At 69.2% G+C, this 19,042-nt stretch carries 19 protein-coding genes; 11 read left to right on the top strand and 8 right to left on the bottom strand.

From position 1 onward, the window contains the following. Positions 1-35 precede the first annotated feature (35 nt). Positions 36-1,265, top strand: coding sequence for an MFS transporter (locus tag ACI3KS_RS09945; RefSeq protein ID WP_404917756.1), 1,230 nt, complete (start codon positions 36-38; stop codon positions 1,263-1,265). A gap of 8 nt (positions 1,266-1,273) precedes the next feature. Here ACI3KS_RS09945 and ACI3KS_RS09940 read toward each other — a convergent pair whose 3' ends face one another. Next, complete coding sequence (locus tag ACI3KS_RS09940) at positions 1,274-1,951, bottom strand: response regulator (RefSeq protein ID WP_404917754.1); 678 nt, start codon at positions 1,949-1,951, stop codon at positions 1,274-1,276. Continuing rightward, complete coding sequence (locus ACI3KS_RS09935) at positions 1,912-3,078, bottom strand: sensor histidine kinase (protein WP_404917752.1); 1,167 nt, start codon at positions 3,076-3,078, stop codon at positions 1,912-1,914. Before ACI3KS_RS09935 ends, ACI3KS_RS09940 begins: the two co-directional genes overlap by 40 nt. Before the next feature lie 118 nt (positions 3,079-3,196). Between ACI3KS_RS09935 and ACI3KS_RS09930 the strand changes: the two genes are divergently transcribed. Both ACI3KS_RS09930 and nucS read left to right on the top strand, forming a co-directional pair. Then, complete coding sequence (locus ACI3KS_RS09930; protein WP_404917750.1) at positions 3,197-4,102, top strand: GAP family protein; 906 nt, start codon at positions 3,197-3,199, stop codon at positions 4,100-4,102. A 47-nt stretch (positions 4,103-4,149) separates the two neighbouring features. Next, positions 4,150-4,845: an endonuclease NucS gene (nucS, locus tag ACI3KS_RS09925; RefSeq protein WP_404917748.1), complete on the top strand. Its 696-nt coding sequence runs from the start codon at positions 4,150-4,152 to the stop codon at positions 4,843-4,845. A 61-nt stretch (positions 4,846-4,906) separates the two neighbouring features. On the opposite strand, the gene ACI3KS_RS09920 is transcribed toward nucS, so the two are convergent. Further along, positions 4,907-5,275: a response regulator gene (locus ACI3KS_RS09920; RefSeq protein ID WP_404917746.1), complete on the bottom strand. Its 369-nt coding sequence runs from the start codon at positions 5,273-5,275 to the stop codon at positions 4,907-4,909. Between the two features lie 151 nt (positions 5,276-5,426). On the opposite strand from ACI3KS_RS09920, the gene ACI3KS_RS09915 reads away from it, so the two are divergent. Further along, entirely contained in the window at positions 5,427-6,092 is a 666-nt protein-coding gene (locus ACI3KS_RS09915; RefSeq protein ID WP_404917744.1) for an HAD hydrolase-like protein, read from the top strand. A gap of 296 nt (positions 6,093-6,388) precedes the next feature. Here the strand turns inward: ACI3KS_RS09915 and ACI3KS_RS09910 are convergent, their stop codons facing one another. After that, positions 6,389-6,595 carry a cold-shock protein gene (locus ACI3KS_RS09910; protein WP_017203899.1) on the bottom strand — a complete coding sequence of 69 codons (207 nt, stop codon included), beginning with the start codon at positions 6,593-6,595 and terminating at the stop codon, positions 6,389-6,391. A 553-nt stretch (positions 6,596-7,148) separates the two neighbouring features. On the opposite strand from ACI3KS_RS09910, the gene ACI3KS_RS09905 reads away from it, so the two are divergent. Further along, positions 7,149-7,967 carry a shikimate 5-dehydrogenase gene (locus tag ACI3KS_RS09905; protein WP_404917741.1) on the top strand — a complete coding sequence of 273 codons (819 nt, stop codon included), beginning with the start codon at positions 7,149-7,151 and terminating at the stop codon, positions 7,965-7,967. A gap of 28 nt (positions 7,968-7,995) precedes the next feature. Here the strand turns inward: ACI3KS_RS09905 and ACI3KS_RS09900 are convergent, their stop codons facing one another. After that, positions 7,996-8,853 (bottom strand): SDR family NAD(P)-dependent oxidoreductase, encoded by an 858-nt coding sequence (locus tag ACI3KS_RS09900; RefSeq protein WP_404917739.1) that lies wholly within the window; start codon positions 8,851-8,853, stop codon positions 7,996-7,998. Between the two features lie 59 nt (positions 8,854-8,912). Here ACI3KS_RS09900 and ACI3KS_RS09895 point away from each other — a divergent pair, with 59 nt between their 5' ends. Then, on the top strand, positions 8,913-9,356 hold the full coding sequence (locus ACI3KS_RS09895) for a MarR family winged helix-turn-helix transcriptional regulator (protein WP_404917737.1): 444 nt from the start codon (positions 8,913-8,915) through the stop codon (positions 9,354-9,356). 19 nt (positions 9,357-9,375) lie between these two features. On the opposite strand, the gene ACI3KS_RS09890 is transcribed toward ACI3KS_RS09895, so the two are convergent. After that, positions 9,376-10,563 carry an MFS transporter gene (locus ACI3KS_RS09890; RefSeq protein ID WP_404917735.1) on the bottom strand — a complete coding sequence of 396 codons (1,188 nt, stop codon included), beginning with the start codon at positions 10,561-10,563 and terminating at the stop codon, positions 9,376-9,378. A gap of 102 nt (positions 10,564-10,665) precedes the next feature. On the opposite strand from ACI3KS_RS09890, the gene ACI3KS_RS09885 reads away from it, so the two are divergent. The 5 genes from ACI3KS_RS09885 (at position 10,666) to ACI3KS_RS09865 (ending at position 16,191) form a co-directional block, all read left to right on the top strand. Then, complete coding sequence (locus ACI3KS_RS09885; protein WP_404917733.1) at positions 10,666-11,115, top strand: MarR family winged helix-turn-helix transcriptional regulator; 450 nt, start codon at positions 10,666-10,668, stop codon at positions 11,113-11,115. A 46-nt stretch (positions 11,116-11,161) separates the two neighbouring features. Beyond that, positions 11,162-13,006, top strand: a complete 1,845-nt coding sequence (locus ACI3KS_RS09880; protein WP_404917731.1) for a substrate-binding and vWA domain-containing protein — start codon at positions 11,162-11,164, stop codon at positions 13,004-13,006. Positions 13,007-13,013: 7 nt separating this feature from the next. Next, on the top strand, positions 13,014-14,003 hold the full coding sequence (locus ACI3KS_RS09875; protein WP_404917729.1) for a hypothetical protein: 990 nt from the start codon (positions 13,014-13,016) through the stop codon (positions 14,001-14,003). A 108-nt stretch (positions 14,004-14,111) separates the two neighbouring features. After that, positions 14,112-14,801 (top strand): aspartate/glutamate racemase family protein, encoded by a 690-nt coding sequence (locus ACI3KS_RS09870; RefSeq protein WP_404917727.1) that lies wholly within the window; start codon positions 14,112-14,114, stop codon positions 14,799-14,801. Positions 14,802-15,006: 205 nt separating this feature from the next. Continuing rightward, positions 15,007-16,191, top strand: coding sequence for a zinc-dependent alcohol dehydrogenase (locus tag ACI3KS_RS09865; RefSeq protein WP_404917725.1), 1,185 nt, complete (start codon positions 15,007-15,009; stop codon positions 16,189-16,191). 250 nt (positions 16,192-16,441) lie between these two features. On the opposite strand, the gene ACI3KS_RS09860 is transcribed toward ACI3KS_RS09865, so the two are convergent. Both ACI3KS_RS09860 and ACI3KS_RS09855 read right to left on the bottom strand, forming a co-directional pair. After that, on the bottom strand, positions 16,442-17,944 hold the full coding sequence (locus ACI3KS_RS09860; protein WP_404917723.1) for a gluconokinase: 1,503 nt from the start codon (positions 17,942-17,944) through the stop codon (positions 16,442-16,444). A gap of 2 nt (positions 17,945-17,946) precedes the next feature. Then, positions 17,947-18,990, bottom strand: coding sequence for an L-idonate 5-dehydrogenase (locus ACI3KS_RS09855; protein WP_404917721.1), 1,044 nt, complete (start codon positions 18,988-18,990; stop codon positions 17,947-17,949). Positions 18,991-19,042 lie beyond the last annotated feature (52 nt).

The raw sequence follows: 19,042 nt of genomic DNA, 5'->3' as shown, positions 1-19,042 counted from the left end.
TCCGTTTGTCGAATCGATTCGATAAGCTTCGTCGCATGGACACCGCCCTCACCCGTTCCCAGTTCGTGCGCTGGCGCGCCGCGATCTTCGCGATCTTCCTCGCGAGCGGCCTCTCGATCGCGACCTGGGCATCGCGCGTGCCCGATATCAAGCTCAGCCTCGGCATCGACAACGCCCAGACCGGGCTGCTTCTGCTCGCGATGGGCATCGCCTCGATCGTCGGCATCTCGACGAGCCCGGCGATCATGGCCCGCACAGGTGCGAAGGTGGGGATGCTGGCCACGATGCTGATGTTCTCTGTCGGCATCCTGCTGATCGGTCTCGGAACGAACGTGCTCGGCTCGGTGCCGCTCGTGATCATCGGCCTCGCGCTGTTCGGCCTCGGCAACGGCTGCCTCGACGTCATGATGAATGTCGAGGCCACGGCCGTCGAGCAGCAGATGGGCAAGACGATCCTGCCCGTGTTCCACGCGTTCTTCAGCTTCGGAACCGTGATCGGCGCGGGTATCGGAGCGGCCGTGGTGCATCTCGGCGTCGACGTCTCGACACACATGTTCACGATCGCCGCCGTCGCCGCGGTGCTCGCGGTCGTGTGCTTCGTGAACGTGCCGAACCGGCAGGCCGCACTCGATCCGGAACCCGCCGAGAAGCCGCACTGGCGCGAGCGCATGCACGTCGCACTGGAGGCCTGGCGCGAACCGCGCACCTACATGCTCGGCATCGTGATGCTGGGGATGTCGTTCGCCGAGGGCGGCGCGAACGACTGGCTCGCGCTCGGCGTCTCCGAAGACCATGGCGCCGGCCCGGCGGCCGGCGCGGCGGCCCTCGCCACGTTCTCGGTGGCGATGACGATCGTGCGCCTCTTCGGCGGACCGCTCGTCGACCGCTTCGGCCGCGTCGTCGTACTGCGGGTCCTCGCGATCACTGCGGCGGGCGGCATCCTGCTGTTCATCCTCGCCCCCAACACCCCCCTGGTCTTCGTCGCTGCGGCGCTCTGGGGCATCGGCGCATCGCTCGGCTTCCCGCTGGGGATGTCCGCGGCCGCCGATGACCCCGCCAAGGCCGCCGCGCGCGTGAGCGCCGCCGCGACCATCGGCTACATCGCCTTCCTCGGCGGCCCGCCCGTGCTCGGCTTCATCAGCGAGCACATCGGCCTGCTGAACACGCTCTACATCCTCGTGGTGCTGGCGGCGCTCTCCGGTCTGTTCTCGGCGGCGGCCCGACCGCTGCGCGAGGACGAGATGACCCCCGTCGCGAAGGGCTGACCGCGACGTCAGCCGATCTCGCCGCGTACGAGCGCCGCGGCGTGCGAACGGCTGCGGGCACCGAGCTTGGCGAGCACGTTCGAGACATGCGTCTTGACGGTGGGAACGCTGATCTCGAGGCGCCGGGCGAGCTCGGCGTTCGACCAGCCCTGCAGGATGCCGTCGAGCACCTCCTGCTCGCGGGCGGTGAGATCGGGCCGCGGTGCCGGGTCGTCCTCGCGAGGTCGGGACGCCGCGGCGGCTGCGGCGAGCGCGCGTCTCGTGACCCGGGTGTCGAGCGCGCCCTCGCCGTCGGCGACTGCGCGGATCGCGGACACCAGTGTCTCGGCATCCGCGGTCTTGAGCAGGAATCCGACGGCGCCCGCGGCGATCGCCCCGAAGACGAGCTCGTCCTCGTCGAAGCTCGTGAGCACGAGGACGTCGCCGAGACCGCGCTCGACGATCTCCCTCGTCGCCGAGACCCCGTCGCGCCCCGGCATCCTCAGGTCCATCAGCACCACGTCCGGCCGCAGCGCGGACGCGTTGCGCACGGCGACCTCGCCGTCTGCCGCCTCACCGACCACGCGGATGCCGTGCGCTTCGAGCATGATCCGCAGTCCCGCGCGGATCGCGCCGTGGTCATCGGCGAGCAGCACCGTGGGCGAGGTCACGTCGGCCTCACCGGCAGCATCGCCTCGACTCGCCATCCTGCGCCATGCGGGCCGGCGTCGAAACGCCCGCCGAGGGCGTCGACGCGCTCCTCCAGCATGCTGAGTCCCCATCCGCCCTCGCCGTCGGCGCCGGGAGCGGATGCTCCGCCACGGGAGTCGACCCGCACCAGGACGTCGTCGCCGCGCCTCGCCACGGCCACGTCGACCTCGGCGCCGGCCGCATGGCGCAGCGCGTTCGCCAGTGCTTCGCGGACGATGCGCACGAGCGCCTGTGCGGTCGTCTCCGCGATCTCGCCCGGGTCGTCCGCCACGACCGTCACCTCGAGTCCGCCGCGGCGGGCGTCATCGATCACCCCGTCGAGGTCTTGCAGGCTCGGAGTCGGCGCCAGTTCTCCCTCGCCGCGGCGCAGCACCGAGATCATGGTGCGCAGCGCACTGTGCGCATCGAGACCGGCATCGCGCACGGCCTGCAGCGCCTCGCGGTCACGGGTCTCGTCGGGAGGAGACGACAGCGCGGCCTCGGCCCGGATCGCCATGGCGAGGACGTGCCCCGCGACCACGTCGTGCAGCTCCCTGGCCATGTCCTCGCGTTCGCGCTGCACGGCCTCCGCCCGGTCCCGGGCCGCGGCGGCGGCCGCGTCGTCGGCGCGTTGCCGCTGCAGCTCGGCGAGCTGATGCGCCTGCGACACCGCGACCGCCCACCAGTAGTCGGTACCGACGAAGGCGCCGAACTGCACCGCGACGAGCAACGCCACCGGCGGTGACGACCCGGGGCGCACGAGGGCGAGGACGAAGAGCACGACCACACTCACCACCACCGCGACGAGGATCCGCCGCCGGGTTCGCGCGGATGCGAGGAAGGCGGCCGTCCACAGCACGTCGAGGAGCACGACGAGCGGTCCGAGGCCGCCCATCGTGACGAGATCGATCGCGAAGATCACGGTCGCGCCGATCAGCGACAGCACCGGAGCGCGGCGCTTGGTGAGCACGAGCAGGCTCGCCGGCAGGGCGGTCGCGAGGGTCCACCATGGCGAGATCTCTCCGGGGATCAGGGAGAACAGGTTCCAGATCCCGCTGAATCCGAGGAACGCGGCCACGACGCTGAGCAGTGCGATCAGCAGCGCATCGATCTGCGGTCGGCGCTCGCCCCTGCCCTGCGTCATGGCTTCATGCAACCACTCCCCCGGCTCTCGCGCATCCGACCAAAGGATGAGGGACGGATGCCGCGGCCCGCGACCTTCGCCCGATCCGCACCCGGCACGGCGACCGCACGCTGAGGTCATGGAACTCTTCGGTGGACTCCCGCTCCCTCTGTCCCTCGCCGTGCTGGCGCTTCTCGACGGCCTCAGCGTCGGAACGCTGCTCATCCCGGTGTTCCTGCTGCTGAGTCCCGGCAAGGTGCGCGGCGGTCGGGTCCTGCTGTACCTCGCGACGATCGCGACCTTCTACCTCGTGATCGGTCTGCTCTTCCTCTGGGGCCTGGTGAACGTGGTCGACGTCGCCGCCGACTTCCTCGCGTCCCCCGTGGGACTGGTCGTGCGGCTCGTGGTCGGCGCGGCGCTGCTGATCACGGCGTTCGTGATCCCCGGCGGCGGATCCACGAAGGACACCGTCGTCCCCGCACCGGCGGGCGGGGTGCGGCGTCCGATCCCGGAGGGAGTGACGCTCTCTCCGCCTTCGGCAGTGGCCGGTGCGGGTGCGGGTGCCGGGGAAAGGGACGGAGCCGGGGTCGTTACGGGTGCGGATGCTGCGCCAGGGGTCGGCGCTGCGTCAGTCGCGCGTCCCGGACGCATCACCCGCTGGCGTGCGCGGCTGCTCGACCCGAAGACCCGCGGGACGGCGGTCATGGCGGTCGCGATCGCGGCGGGACTGGTCGAGGTCGCGACCATGCTCCCGTACATCGTCGCGATGACGATGCTCGCGGATGCCGGTGTCGGGGCGCCGATCCGTGTCGCGGCCCTCGCCGGATACTGCCTCCTGATGATCGTGCCCGCGATGGTGCTGCTCGTGCTGCGGATCGTCGCCGCACGGGCGGTGGAAAGACCGCTCGCGCGGTTCGCGGCATGGATGGAACGCACGGGAGCGGAGAACACTGCCTGGATCATCGGCATCCTGGGCTTCCTCATCGCCCGGTCGGCGGCGACCGAGCTCGGACTGTTCGAAGCGCTCGGCACGATGGTCGGATGACCTCACGCGGCGCTCCCGGGGGTGCCGGGACGAAGTAGGCTCGTCGGGTGCGTCTCGTCATCGCCCGCTGCTCCGTCGATTACACGGGGCGCCTCAATGCTCATCTCCCGCTCGCCACGCGCCTTCTGGTGCACAAGGGCGACGGGAGCCTGCTCGTGCACTCCGACGGCGGCAGCTACAAGCCGCTGAACTGGATGAGCCCGCCGTGCTCTCTCTCCTCCGAGGAGCCGGGCGAGGAGGAGGCGAGCGCCGGCGTCATCGAGGTGTGGCGCGTCACGCACAAGAAGACCGGCGATGCGCTGCGCGTGCAGATCTACGAGATTATCCATGACTCGAATCACGACCTCGGCGTCGACCCCGGCCTGCAGAAGGACGGTGTCGAGGCCGATCTGCAGCGCCTTCTCGCCGAGCAGGTCGAGCTCGTCGGCGAGGGAACGACCCTCGTGCGCCGCGAGTACCCGACCGCGATCGGTCCCGTCGACCTCATGGTCCGCGACGCGAACGGTGCGGCGATCGCGATCGAGGTGAAGCGTCGTGGTGACATCGACGGTGTGGAGCAGTTGACGAGATACCTCGAGCTGCTCGGCCGTGATCCGCACCTCGCCCCGATCACCGGTATCTTCGCCGCGCAGGAGATCAAGCCGCAGGCGCGCGTCCTCGCCGAGGACCGCGGCATCCGCTGCCTGGTGCTCGACTACGACGACATGAAGGGCATCGAGTCGGGGGCCCCACGCCTGTTCTGATCCGGGCTTGTTCTGATCCGCGCCTGTTCTGATCCCGAGTGCAGAGACGCACCCGAAGACCTCAGCGTGCGGTGATGAGTCGCGGAGTCGGGCCCTCCAGCCGGGCGATCGCGATCTTCACCTCGGTCATCTCGTGCGTCAGATCGTCGATGCGGGTTTCGAGACGATCGAACCGGGTGTCCTGTTGCGCGAATCTCGCATCCCACCTCGCGTCCTGCTCCGCAAACCGGGCGTCGATCTTCGCGTCCTGTTCCGCGAAGCGGGCGTCCATCTTCGCATCCTGAGCCGCGAGCCGCGCGTCCCACTTCGCGTCCTGAGCCGCGAACCGTGTATCCATGCGCGTGATCATCCATCCGAAACCGCTGACCAGCGCGACGAGAATCGTCGCCGCACTCGCGATCATCGTGATGACTTCCACCGACACGAACATGCCTCCATTCTCGCCCCGCTGTCTGCGGATGTCACGACCGTAGACCCGGTACCGGACGTCGGACCGGGCGCAGACCGCGTTGCACCAGGATCTGTGGATCAGAGCATCCGCCGGTCCGTCTGTGCAGGGCGGTGCACCTAGGCTGGAAGGCATGGCTGAATCCCCCTACTCCTGCGTGCTCTGGGACGTCGACGGCACCATCGCCGACGCCTCGGTCGGCATCCTGCGCCGACTGAACGTGGCGCTGACGCACTTCGGGCACCCCGCGCCGACCCGCGAGGAGTTGGTCCACTGGATCGGGCCGCCCATGTTCCAGTCGTTCCAGGCGCAGGCGGGCATGACCCCGGAGCAGGCCGCCGAGGCGGTGAGCTTCTACCGGGGCCTCGGCAAGGCCGACGGCTACACGACCGACGTCGCGCTCTACCCCGGAGTCGCCGACATCATCCGCGATCTGCACGAGGCGGGGGTGCCGCAGGCGACCGCCAGCTCGAAGCCGGAGATGCAGGTCGACGCCATCGTCGATCACTTCGGCCTTCGCCCGTACTTCCTCACGACGGTGGGATCCACCCCGGATGAGTCGACGCTGGCCTCGAAGACCGACATCGTCGCCGAGGCCCTGAAGCGGCTGCGCGAGCGCGGTGCCGACACATCACGCCCCGTGCTCATCGGTGACCGGCATCACGACGTCGAGGGAGGCAACGCCAACGGTGTTCCCGTCGTGTTCGTCGAGTGGGGGTTCAGCGATCACCACGAGGGCGACGAGGCCGCCTTCCGCGCGGCGAGCGCAGAAGAACTGCGGGCGCTTCTGCTGCGCTGACCTCTTTTCCGGACACCCTCCGGGCGGAGAACACCCTCTCGGGCGGGGATCCTCGCGAGAATCCTCCGCCCACGCGTGAGAACTCCGCCCACGGGCGAGAACTCCGCCCATGCGTGAGAGCTCCGCGCATCCGTGTGAGCCCACGACGCCGCGACCTGCGAGCCCACGACGCCGCCCCTCGTACGCCCGCGACGCCGCCGCGAAGCGCCCCTCGAAGGCCCCGCAAGCACAGAACTCCCTGCCGGACGTCGCTCGAGGCGACCCCCGGTCAGGGAGTCCGTGAGTGTCCGCTCGTCTTAGACCGGACGGATGTTCTCTGCCTGCAGGCCCTTGGGGCCCTGCGCGACATCGAACTCGACCCGCTGATTTTCCTCAAGCGAGCGGTAGCCGGATGACTGGATGGCGGAGTAGTGCGCGAAGACGTCAGCGCCGCCGTCGTCGGGGGAGATGAAGCCGAAGCCCTTCTCCGAGTTGAACCACTTGACCGTGCCCTGGGTGCTCATGTACTGCCTGTTCTGCTGGAAAAGAAGCCGACGCAGGATGCACCGACGAGACCCACGCTAGTGGGTGAGCCGCCGAGCGGAAGAGGGAGGGTCACCCCGTAACAAAAATGTTGCATGAGGCGTCATACCCGGTCACAGAGCATCACTGCTCGAGAACCGTCCAGAAAATTGTGTGGCCCTCACCGCGGGGGGAGCGATGAGGGCCGAAGACGACCGGAGGGTGCGTCAGAAACAGAATACATGCTCCGGAGGGTCTCTGTCCCCCATTTGGGGGACATTGGAGAAAAAAATTCCCGAAAGCGGAGGGTGGCCCCCTCGAGCGACCATTGGGGACTGGGCGACTCGAGGGGACCCGATGGCATACACGGACCGCCTTGCCTCTGGGGACGGCGTTCCGTCTTCTGGGGATAGACGGAGGGCGGTCGAATTCCCCTGTGCATGCAGGTACACCATAAGGGACTTCCACACTTCTCGCCACGGGCCTGTTCTCCCGCGCTTTGCGCAGCTAAAATCCCGCCTCTCGCGTGGTGGGTGCGCCGTCTACGCTGGATCCGTGACCATGCTGAACAAGGACATGACCCTGTGCATCTCGCTGTCGGCGAGGCCGAGCAACAACGGCACGCGTTTCCACAACTTCCTCTACGAGGAGCTCGGACTCAACTGGATCTACAAGGCCTTCGCCCCCACGGATCTGGCCCAGGCGATCGCGGGTGTGCGCGGTCTCGGCATCCGCGGATGCGCGATCTCGATGCCCTATAAGGAGGACGTCATCGCGCTCGTCGACCGCATGGACGAGTCGGCGACCGCGATCGACTCGGTCAACACGATCGTCAACGACGAGGGCGTGCTCACCGCCTACAACACCGACTACTCGGCGATCGCGCAGCTCATCGAGCGCAACGGACTGGATGCCGCGGCATCCGTGCTGCTCCGCGGGTCGGGCGGCATGGCGAAGGCCACCGCCGCAGCCTTCCGCGACGCCGGCTTCACGGAGGTCACGATCGTCGCGCGGAACGAGGCGAACGCCCGCTCCCTCGCCGACCTCTACGGCTTCGACTGGAGAGCGGATGCCGAGGGCGTCACGGCCGACATCATCGTGAACGTCACCCCGATCGGCATGGCGGGCGGTACGGAGGAGAACGCGCTCTCGTTCTCGGAGGAGCAGATCGCCGCGGCATCCGTCGTGTTCGACGTCGTCGCACTGCCGTCCGAGACCCCGCTGATCGCCTCAGGCCGCGCGGCGGGCAAGACGGTGATCACCGGCGCAGAGGTCGCCACGCTGCAGGCGCTCGAGCAGTTCGTGCTCTACACCGGCATCCGCCCGACCACCGCACAGGTGCAGGCGGCCGAGGAGTTCATGCGCACGCAGTGAGTCGCGGGCGCCCCGAGCCGACGGATGCTCAGGAGAGGAGCAGCTCCTGTGTCCGCTCCCACAGCTCCCGCTGCAGATCGATGTCATCGCCGGGAGCCACGGGCTCGATCCTCCGCGGTCCCCGCACGGTCCAGTACTCTCCGTTGCGGCCGGCGAACTCGGCATCCGTCGCGAGCCGGACGATGAGGTCGGCGCCCGTGCGAGGATCCCCTATCCGCAGGGCTCGCAGGATCCGCTCGATGACCGCGGCACCGCGCACTTCCCGCCCGAGGCCGGTCACGTTGAATCCCGGGTCCAGGCAGAGCGCGGTGATCCTCGTGCCGGCGACGCGACGCGCGAGTTCCTTCGTGAACATGATGTCGAGCAGCTTGCTTCTGCCGTAGGGGTCGGATGATTCGCGAGCGGTGAACGATGGTGTCGCGGTGAGGTCCTCCGGGATCCGGAGCGTCCCGTGTCTCCGCGACGCCTCCGACGCGACCGTCACCACACGTGCGGCAGAAGCGGCAGCGAGAGCGCCGCGCAACTCGTGCGTGAGCAACCATGGCGCGAAGTAGTTGACCGCCACCATCTCGGAATAGCCGTCGGCCGTCGTGCGCGGCGCGAACGCGTGCAGACCGGCATTGTTGATGAGCGCGTCGATGCGCGGATGCGCGTCGGCCATCTCTCGGCCCAAGCGCCGAACGTCCGGCATCCGGGACAGGTCTGCGAGAGGCGTCTCGACGACCGCGGACGGAGTCGAGCTCAGGATGAGGTCGACGGTCTCCGCCGCCCGGGCGGGGTTCCGGGCAGGCAGCACGAGGCGCGCGCCCTGCTCAGCGAGACGAAGGGCGGCGAGGCGGCCGAGGCCGCTGGTGGCCCCGGTGATGACGATGACGGGCGCGGGCATGATCTCTCCGACTCTTAGTAGTTTGCAGATCCCCATTACTCTACTGATATGGTGGGGATATGCAAACCAATGAGCCGACGCGCGCCAAACTCGAGGCGCAGCTCGGCGATCGCATCAACGCCCTGCTCAGCGCGACCCGCGCCTTGAGCGAGCGCAGCGCCGCACAGTTCCACGAGGGGCTCCAGCCCGCGTCCTTCCACATCGCCCGCTGGCTGCACGCCTTCGGGCCGGCGAAGCCGAGCGTGATCGCCGAGGCCGTGGGCATGGATCGCAGCTCGACCAGCACATTGCTGCGACGGATGCTCGCGCTCGGGCTGATCTCGCAGACACCCTCGCCCGACGACCGCCGCAGCGTGATCGTCGATCTCACAGCGGCGGGCACCGCCCGCGTCACCGCGGTGCTGCAGGAGCGAGGAGCGGAGTACTTCAGTCGACTTCAGGACTGGAGCACCGACGACCTGCGCGAGCTCGAGCGACTCCTGGGCAAGCTCACCGGGGCGTAGCGCCTACGGCGCTGCCGCCTCACGCGGTGACGGTGCGCAGCGAACCCGTGGCCGCCGGCACGGGGCGCCGAGCCGCCACCATGGCGATCGCCATGACGACGAGAGCGGATGCCGTGATGCCGGCGCCGATCCAGATCGGCGAGACGTACCCGAGCCCCGCCGAAATCCCCACGCCACCGGCCCAGGCACCGAGCGCATTGCCCACGTTGAAGGCGCCGATGTTCGCTCCGGAGGCGAGAGTCGGGGCACCCCCGGCGTATCGCATGATGCGGCTCTGCAGGCCGGGGACCGTGCCGAAGCCGAACGCGCCCATGAGCACGAGGATCGCGATCGTCGCAGGCTGCGACCAGGCGAAGACGCCGAACAGCACGAGGATCACCGTCAGCGCGACGATGAAGCCGAGCAGGGTGCGGTCGATCGACCGGTCGGCGAGGCGGCCGCCGACCGCATTGCCGATCACCAGACCGAGACCGAACAGCACCAGCAGCCACGGCACCGCAGCAGCATCGAATCCGCTGACACCGGTCAGCGTGTAGGCGATATAGGTGAACGCACCGAACATGCCGCCGTACGCGAGGATCGTGACGAGCAGCGACAGCCACACCTGGCCGGATCGGAAGGCCCGCAGCTCGGCGCGCAGACCGACCTGGGCTCCGCCACGACGAGGAACCCTGACCAGCAGAGCGATCCCGAGGAACGCCACGACCCCGATCGCGGAGATCACCCAGAAGGTCGCCCGCCAGCCGAACTGCTGACCGAGGAACGTGCCGAACGGCACCCCGAACACGTTGGCCGCGGTGAGACCCGTGAACATGATCGCGATCGCGCGCCCCTTCTTCTCCGGCGCGACGAGATCAGCCGCGACGACCGAGCCGATGCCGAAGAACGCACCATGGCAGAGCGCGGCGATCACCCGTCCGATCATCGCGACCTCATAGCCGGGGGCGATGGCGGTCACGGCGTTCCCGAGGATGAAGAGCACCACAAGACCCAGCAGCACGGGCTTGCGGGGAAGCCGGGTCGTGGCGGCGGTGAGCCCGAGAGCGCCCACGACGACACTGAGCGCGTAGCCCGAGATCAGCCATCCGGCGGTCGCCTCCGAGACGGCGAAGTCGCCGGCGACCTCCGGAAGAAGGCCCATGATCACGAACTCCGTGAGTCCGATGCCGAAGGCGCCGATGGCGAGTGCGATGAGTCCGAGTGGCATGATGTGCTCTCTGCTGAGATACTTGCAGACGCGGGATATTGCGTTGCGGCATTAATGATTGCACACGCAATTATCCCGCGCAAGCAACTACTTGGAGGACACATGGGCATCTCCGACGACGCCGTCGAGGTCCGTGCGCATGGATGGCGCACCCTCGCGGCCCTGCACGGCATCATCGAGGCCGAACTCGAGCGCGCACTGGCAGCATCCGTCGATCTGTCGGTGGTCGAGTACACCGTGCTCGACGCGCTCAGCCGGCAGGACGGCTGGCACATGCGCATGCAGCAGTTGGCGCGCGCGGCGGCTCTCAGTCCGAGCGCCACGACGCGGCTCGTGACCCGCCTCGAGAACCGCGGCCTGCTCACCCGGATCCTCTGCGCGGACGACCGCCGAGGCATCTACACCGAACTCACCGCCTCGGGTCGGGCGCTCTACGAGCAGGCGCACCCGATCCACGACAGCACCCTCGAGCGGACGCTCGGCGATGCCGCTGAGCAGCCGGAGTTGGCTAACCTCGTGCACGCGTTGCAGGGAGCGTCCGTCCTCCGATGACCCCGGCCCCGTGCCGCTGACGCCTGGAACTGGATACCCTAGGCCCATGAGCGCGCCCAGACCCGCACGACGAATCCTCGGCCGACGGACCCCGGCGGCTCTCGCCACGGCTGCACTGATCGCTCTGACCCTCGCCGCCTGCTCTCCGAGCACGCCCGACGGAGGCTCGGACGACGCGACCCAGGGATTCGCCGACGACGGCTGCACGCATGTGACGATCGCGACCTCGTCCGAGAAGGTCAACATGCTCGACGCCCTCGCCGAGGCGTTCAAGGAGTCACCCGAGCACGACAAGCTATCGACCTGCGCGACGGTCCGGCCCATCAACGTGTCGTCGGGCAACGCCGCTCGCTATCTCACCTCCGGCGACGACTGGCCGAGCGACGACACCGAGCTGTGGCCGACCCTCTGGTCCCCCGCGTCCACTGTGTGGACTGACCGGGTCGCGGCCGCGGCATCCGCCTCTCTCGTCGGCGAGCCCGAGTCGTTCACCCGCACACCCGTCGTGTTCGGCATGCCCGAGCCGATGGCGAAGGCCCTCGGCTGGCCGCAGGATCCGATCAGCATCACCGATCTGTCGCAGCTCTGCCAGGATCCGGCCGGCTGGGGCAGCGTCGGCAAAGACATCTGGGGGTCCTTCAAGATCTCGAAGACCAACCCCAACACCTCGACGACCGGACTCTCGACGATCCTCATGCAGTCCTATGAGGCCGCGGGCAAGGATGCCGACCTCACCGCCGCCGACGTCACCGCGGCCGCCGACTTCTCGCGCGTGTTCGAGGAGTGCGTGATCCACTACGGCGACACCACGGGCAATGTGCTGTCGACGCTGTACGACGAGACGCAGAACGGATCGAGCGGGTCGGCCTACGTCTCGGCCGTGGCGCTCGAGGAGACCTCGCTGCTCAACTACAACCAGGGCAACCCCGACTCGCACACCGTGCAGCCGGGCGAGACGCTGACCCCGCCCAAGACGAAGCTCGTGGCGGTCTATCCCGAGGGCGGCTCGATGTGGTCGGACAACCCGGTCACGGTGCTCGGAGCCGACTGGGTCACGGAGGAGCAGCGCACGGCCGGCCAGGCCTTCGCGACGTTCCTGCAGACGACCTCCGCGCAGGAGATCCTGCCGCAGTACGGGTTCCGACCGCTCGACGAGTCGGTGCCGCTGGGCAAGCTCTTCACCGAGAACTTCGGCGTCGACCCTGCGCAGCCGACGATCACGCTGCCCAAGCCGTCGGTCGACGTGATCTCGACCGCGATCGACCAGTGGACCCAGGTGCGCAAGCCCTCGTCGGTGCTCGAGCTCATCGACATCTCCGGATCCATGGACGACCCGATCGGCGACGGGCGCTCCCGCCTCGACGGGGCGATCGAGGGAGCTCAGACCACTCTCGACCACTTCCGCTCGACCGACGAGATCGGCGTCTGGGCGTTCACGACCGGCGTCTCTGATCCGGATGCCGGCGAGGGCATCCAGGTGCTGCGCGACGTCACGCCGCTCGGAGCCGACGGCGAGAAGCTCGACTCCTCACTGGAAGACCTGCACTACGCGCAGCGCAACGGCACGCCGCTCTACGACGCGATCCTCGCCGCCTACCGGGCGATGAGCGAGCGCGCGGAACCAGGCCGCATCAACGCGATCGTCGTGCTCTCCGACGGCGAGGACACCGACTCGGTCACCTCGCTCGACTCGCTGATCGCGGAGATCGGCAAGGACTCCGGCGAGGGCGGATCGGATGCTCCTGTGCGCATCTTCCCGATCGCCTACGGCGAGGGCGCCGACAGCTCGGCACTGCAGCGCATCGCCGACGCCACGGGCGGACAGCTCTTCGACGCCTCGAACGCCGAGCGCATCGATCTCGTCTTCGCCTCCGTGATCAACAACTTCTGAGGTCCGGATGCTGCACATCTCGGTGACCGGCGACAGCTGGACCCCGCCCGCGATCGACGCCCTCGCGTCGTCGAACGTGTACGTCGACCCCGGCGTGAAGGGAGCGTCCGACCTGCAGGCGGCGCTGGAGCAGACCCTCCCGTCCGACGGCTCGATCGCGGTCGTCGTGCTTCCCGCCGACGCGAAGAGCGCGGATCAGTACACGGGCTACCTGCTCGAGAAGATCACGAAATCGTCCGACCAGCAGACGGTGGTCCTCGCGATCGGCGACGATCTGATGGCCGGCTCGGATGCGGTCCCCGACGCTCTCAAGATCGCGAACGAGAACGAGAACTCGGGAAGCCTGCAGGACGCCCTCACCGAGACCGTGTCCCAGATCGCGGACCAGACGCCGGCATCCGGCGGCTCCCCCGGCACGACGGGAGGCGGAGCCGACCTGCTCATGCCCGTCGTGGTCGGAGCGGTCGTGCTCGTCGCCGCGGCAGGCACGGCCTTCGGGCTCCTTCGTCGCCGCAAGGCGCGCACGGCGACTCCGAGCGCGGACCCCGTGCCGCCCGGCATCCGTCTGCGGGTGAATCGGCTGCGCGAGCTGCAGCCGCTGTACGCGAGCCTGCCCGGCAATCGGGTCGCGCTCGAGACCGCCACCGGAATCGACGCGCTGGCCTCGCACATCGAGCAGCTGTTCATCCGGCTCGACGCGAAGGCCGGCGAGGACCAGAGCGCCATGGCCGAGGTCGAGTACTCCGACAAGCTCGCCCGCCTGGTGGCCGCGCTCGACCGGGACTACCTGCTCGATCTGCTCACGCGCCCCGACCTCTGGGACGACCCCGACGAGCGCATCGGCGAGGTGCGCGAGGCGCTCGCGGCCGTGACCACGCAGATCGTCGACAACATCAAGCAGGTCAACGCCCGCAAGGGGCTGCTGTTCCAGGTCTCGCTCGACTCGCTGATCGGCCGCTCCGAGCTGCGCGACTGGGAGCGCCGCTTCAACCAGTGAGCCGGCGCTACGGTGCCGGAGGAGATCTGCGGTGCGGAGGACGGATGCCGAGCACGAGACCTCCGAAGCGCAGATCTCCTCCGCCATGACGATGGTTAGCCTGGACTCATGAAGACCATCGGCGTTCTCGGCGGCATGAGCTGGGAGTCATCCCTCGAGTGGTACCGGCTCGCCAATCAGCAGGTGCACGCGCGGCTCGGCGGGCATCACTCGGCGCGCATCCTGCTCGACTCGCTCGACTTCGCCGAGATCGAGGCCCTGCAGGCGCTGGACGACTGGGAGGCCGCGGGCGCGCTGCTCGCGAGCCGGGCCGCGGCGCTCGAGGGTGCGGGCGCCGAGCTGCTCGTACTGTGCACGAACACCATGCACCTGGTCGCGGACCGGATCACGGATGCCGTCGGAATCCCGTTCCTGCACATCGCCGACGTCGCAGGCTCCGCCGTCGCGGAGGCCGGGGTCTCGACGGTCGGGCTGCTCGGCACGGCGTTCACGATGGAGCGCCCGTTCTATGCCGACAAGCTCGCCGAGCACGGCATCCGCACGATCGTCCCGGATGCCGACGACAGACGCATCGTGCACGACGTGATCTACGACGAGCTCGTGCACGGCGTCGTGCGGGACGAGTCGCGGCAGCGGTACATCGAGATCGTGGAGCGGCTCGTCGCGCAGGGCGCCGAAGGCGTGATCCTCGGCTGCACCGAGATCGAGCTGCTGCTCTCGGCCTCCGACGTGTCCGTGCCGGTGTTCCCGACGACCGCGCTGCACGTCGCGGCCGCGGTGGAGGCGGCGCTCGGCTGAGTCGGTTTCGCCAGGGTTCGCATTGCGGAGGAGATCTGCGGTTCGGAGGTCGGGGAACTCCCGCTCGGCCCTCCGTCGTGCAGACGTCCTCCGCTCCGCAGGCGAGTCCTGAGTCGCACGTCGCTTCCGACCTGTCAACCGGGTGTGCCGACGGCATCCGCTCGGCGACCGTGGCTTGCGACCACGACGATCGAAGGAGCATGCGATGAAGGCACTGACTTGGCAGGGACGGCGGAACGTGACGGTCGAGCAGGTGCCCGACCCGGTGATCCAGGCGCCGACGGACGCGATCATCCGGGTGACCTCCTCGGCGATCTGCGGCTCGGACCTGCACCTCTACGAACTGCTCGGTCCGTTCATCGACGCGGGCGACGTCCTCGGCCATGAGCCGATGGGGGTCGTCGTCGAGATCGGGTCGGCGGTGACGACGCTGACGCCGGGCGATCGGGTCGTGATCCCGTTCAACATCGCGTGCGGCGAGTGCTTCATGTGCCGCCGCGGATTGCAGTCGCAGTGCGAGACCACCCAGGTGCGCGAGTACGGCAGCGGGGCCGCGCTGTTCGGCTACACGAAGCTCTACGGACAGGTGCCTGGTGGCCAGGCGGAGTACCTGCGGGTGCCGCTCGCCGACTACAACCACGTCAGGGTCGCGCACGATCTGCCCGATGAGCGCTACCTGTTCCTCAGTGACATCCTGCCCACGGCCTGGCAGGGCGTCGAGTACGCGCAGGTCCCCGACGACGGCACTCTCGTGGTGATGGGGCTGGGGCCGGTCGGCCAGTTCGCCACCCGGGTCGCCCGGCACCTCGGGCACCGGGTGCTCGCGGTGGATCCGGTCGCCGAGCGGCGCGCGATGGCCGAGAGGCACGGGATCGAGACCTTCGATCTGCACGACGAGATCGTCGACGAACTGCGGGACGCCACCGAGGGACGCGGCGCGGATTCCGTGGTGGATGCCGTCGGCCTCGAGGCGCACGGCAGCTCAGGGGTCGAGTTCATCCAGAAGGCGGTCGGACTGCTGCCCGATCCCGCTGCACGGCAGATGCTCGACAGGGCCGGCATGGACCGGCTCGCCGCCGTCTACGCCTCGATCGACGTCGTGCGGCGCGGCGGGACCGTGTCGCTGAGCGGCGTCTACGCCGGAGACGCCGACATCATGCCGATGAAGACCCTGTTCGACAAGCAGATCACCCTGCGCGGCGGGCAGTGCAACGTGAAGAGGTGGATCGACGACATCATGCCGCTGGTCGAGGACATCAGCGACCCGCTCGGCGTCATGGACCTCACCACGCACCGGGTGCCGCTCGACGATGCGCCCGAGCTGTATCGCACCTTCCAGAAGAAGGAGGACGGCTGCATCAAGGTCGTCCTGAAGCCCTCCGCGGCGTGACGGAGCGGCGCTGCGGTCAGGCGGACCGCTTGGCGTGAGGCCGACCGCTTGGCGTGAGACCGACGGATCCGCACGAGACGGATGCTCTCTCTCTCCGTCGGTCTCACGAGAAACAGTCGGTATCACCGCGGCGGCGTGTCGATCTCGCGCACATCCGTCGGTCTCGCGCCTGGCAGACGGCTTCGGCGCGCCGTACACGCCTGAGGCGACGCGGGCGCGGCGCTTGTGGATCCGCGCGGGCACCCCCGACTCAGGCGAGCGGAAGCCGCAGCTCCCGCAGCCGGGCGTGCGTCGGCAGCAGCGCCGAGTACAACCCGTCGAACAGCGGCAACAGCTCGCGGTACACCTCGGCCGCCTCCGGCCGCGGCGACACGGTCAGCCCGACCGGCGAGTGCGCGACCGCGACGTCGATCGACTCGACGAGACCCAGACCGACCATTCCGAGGATCGCCGCACCGTAGCTCGAGCCCTCGGCGTCATCGAGCAGGCCGATGCCCGCACCGAACACGTCGGCGAGCGTCTGCTGCCAGAGCGGATGCTTGAGAGGCCCGCCGGTCGCGCGGATCTCGACGATGTCGAGTCCCGCGGCCTCGAGCGAGCGCAGCACGAGCGCGAGCTGCAGCACCACTCCCTCCACCGCCGCGCGCGCGAGGTGCTCGGGGCCGTGCGCACGGGACAGCCCGACGTACGAACCGCGGGCGGTCGAGTCCCAGTGCGGGGCCCGCTCGCTGAGCAGGTACGGCAGCATGAGCAGGCCGCCCGACCCCGCCAGCACTTCGGCCGCGGCATCCAGCATCTCGATCGTCGACGCCCACTCACCCAGCGTCCGACGCACCCATTCGAGCGTCACGCCGCCGTTGTTGATCGCGCCGCCGACGACCCAGCGGTCCTCGGTGATCGCGTAGCAGAACACCGCTCCGTCGGGATCGACGACGGGTCGATCGACGGCGACGCGCAGCGCGCCGCTCGTGCCGAGCGAGCAGGCGACGACGCCGGGGCGCACGGCTCCGACGCCGAGGTTCGCGAGCGGACCGTCTCCCCCGCCGACCACGATGCGCGTCGACGGTGCCAAGCCGGTCGCCGCGGCGGCCTCTGCGGTCAGCCCCGGCAGCACGGCGGTCGTCGAGACGAGCCGCGGCAGCTGAGACCGCTGCACACCGCTGAGCTGCAGGGCGTCATCGCTCCAGTCGAGCCGGTGGATGTCGAGCAGTCCGGAGCACGAGGCGAGGGAGTGATCCATGACGAGCTCGCCGCTCAGCCGCCAGAGCACGAACTCCTTGATCCCGACCCAGAACCGGGCGGCATCCCACGTCGTCGGATCCTCGTCACGGAACCACTGCAGCTTGATGGCCGGCGACATGGCGTGGATCGGCGTGCCGGTGGCCCGATGCAGCCGCCGCCCGAGCTCGGTGCCGCGCAGACGCTCGGCCTGACCCGCCGCGCGGGAGTCCGCCCAGGTGATCGACGGCGTCAGCGGATCGGCGTGATCGTCGAGCGCGATCAGCGAGTGCATCGCACTCGAGAACGAGAGCCCTGCGATGGCATCCGCCCCCACCTCCTCGACGACCGAGCGGATCGTCGAGAGCACCGCCGCGACGATGAGCTGCGGGTCCTGCACCGCGTACCCCGGCGCGGGCTCGTCGAGCGGATAGCCGACGGATGCCGACGCGACGGCCGTGCCGTCGATCGAGAACGCGACCGACTTGGTGGCCGTCGTGCCGATGTCGACGCCGATGACGAGGGTCGCGGCCATGCTCACTCCTTGTCGGAAGGCTTGTCGGAAGGCTTCTCGGCGGCCAACGCCACCACGGCCTTCGACGATACCGACGAGTCGCGAGCGACGCCGAACGCCGCCTCGACCTCGTCGAGCGGGAGCACGTGAGTGATCACGGTCTCGACCTCGGGGTGCGCGTCGAGTACGCGGATGGCCTCGTCGACCTCATCCTTGAATCGGAAGGTGCCGAGCAGGGCGACCTCCTTCGAGATGAAGGGCGCGAGGTTGATCGGCCGCGGCTCGTTCGGCACCATGCCGACCTGCACGACGGTGCCACGGCGGCGAACGGCCGAGCCGGCCGCCGAGATCGCCGGGGTCGCCCCCGAGCACTCGAACACCACGTCGAAGGAGTTCGCGGGCAGCTCGTCGACGCCGACGCGGATGACGGCATCCGCTCCGAGTGCCGTCGCCCGCGCGAGCGGCGCCTCGAGCACGTCGCTGACGACGACCTCGGCGGCACCGCGGGCTCGGGCCGCCACGGCGGTGAGCAGGCCGATCGGCCCGGCACCCGACACCAGCACTCGAGCGCCGGTCAGGTCACCGGCGCGCGTCGCGGCGTGCAGGCCGACCGCGAGGGGCTCGGCGAGCACCGCGCGGCGCGTGCTGAGCGTCGGGGGCAGCGGGCGGACCATGTCGGTGCGCACGAGCAGGTAGTCGCTCATCGCGCCCTGCGTGTGCGGCCAGGTCGAGGCGCTGCCCAGATAGGAGCCGCCGGGCCAGAGGTGCGGCTCATCCTCGATGCCGGGCTCGGCATGACCGAAGCGCGCGGGGTGGATGGTCACCGGTGTTCCCGCCGCCCAGGTGCCCGAGGGGTCGTCGTCGATGACGCCCGACATCTCATGTCCGGGGATGAGCGGCTCGCGAACGGCGTACTCTCCGTTCGCGCCCTCGAAGTAATAGTGCAGGTCGGAGCCGCAGATGCCCACGTACTCCACCCGGATGCGGACGTGACCGTCGGGTGTCTCTGGCGTCTCGACCTCGCGGATCGCGAGCTCCTGCTTGGCGTCGATGAATGCAGCGCGCATGGTGCGTCTCCCCGGAATGGATGCTCGAAGTGAATGGATGCTCGGAACGGAT

Source organism: Microbacterium sp. ZW T5_45 (assembly GCF_044987415.1).
Classification (GTDB): Bacteria; Actinomycetota; Actinomycetes; order Actinomycetales; family Microbacteriaceae; genus Microbacterium.
The sequence above is the reverse complement of the archived record's forward strand: the minus strand, read 5'-3'. Positions and strand labels throughout refer to the sequence as shown.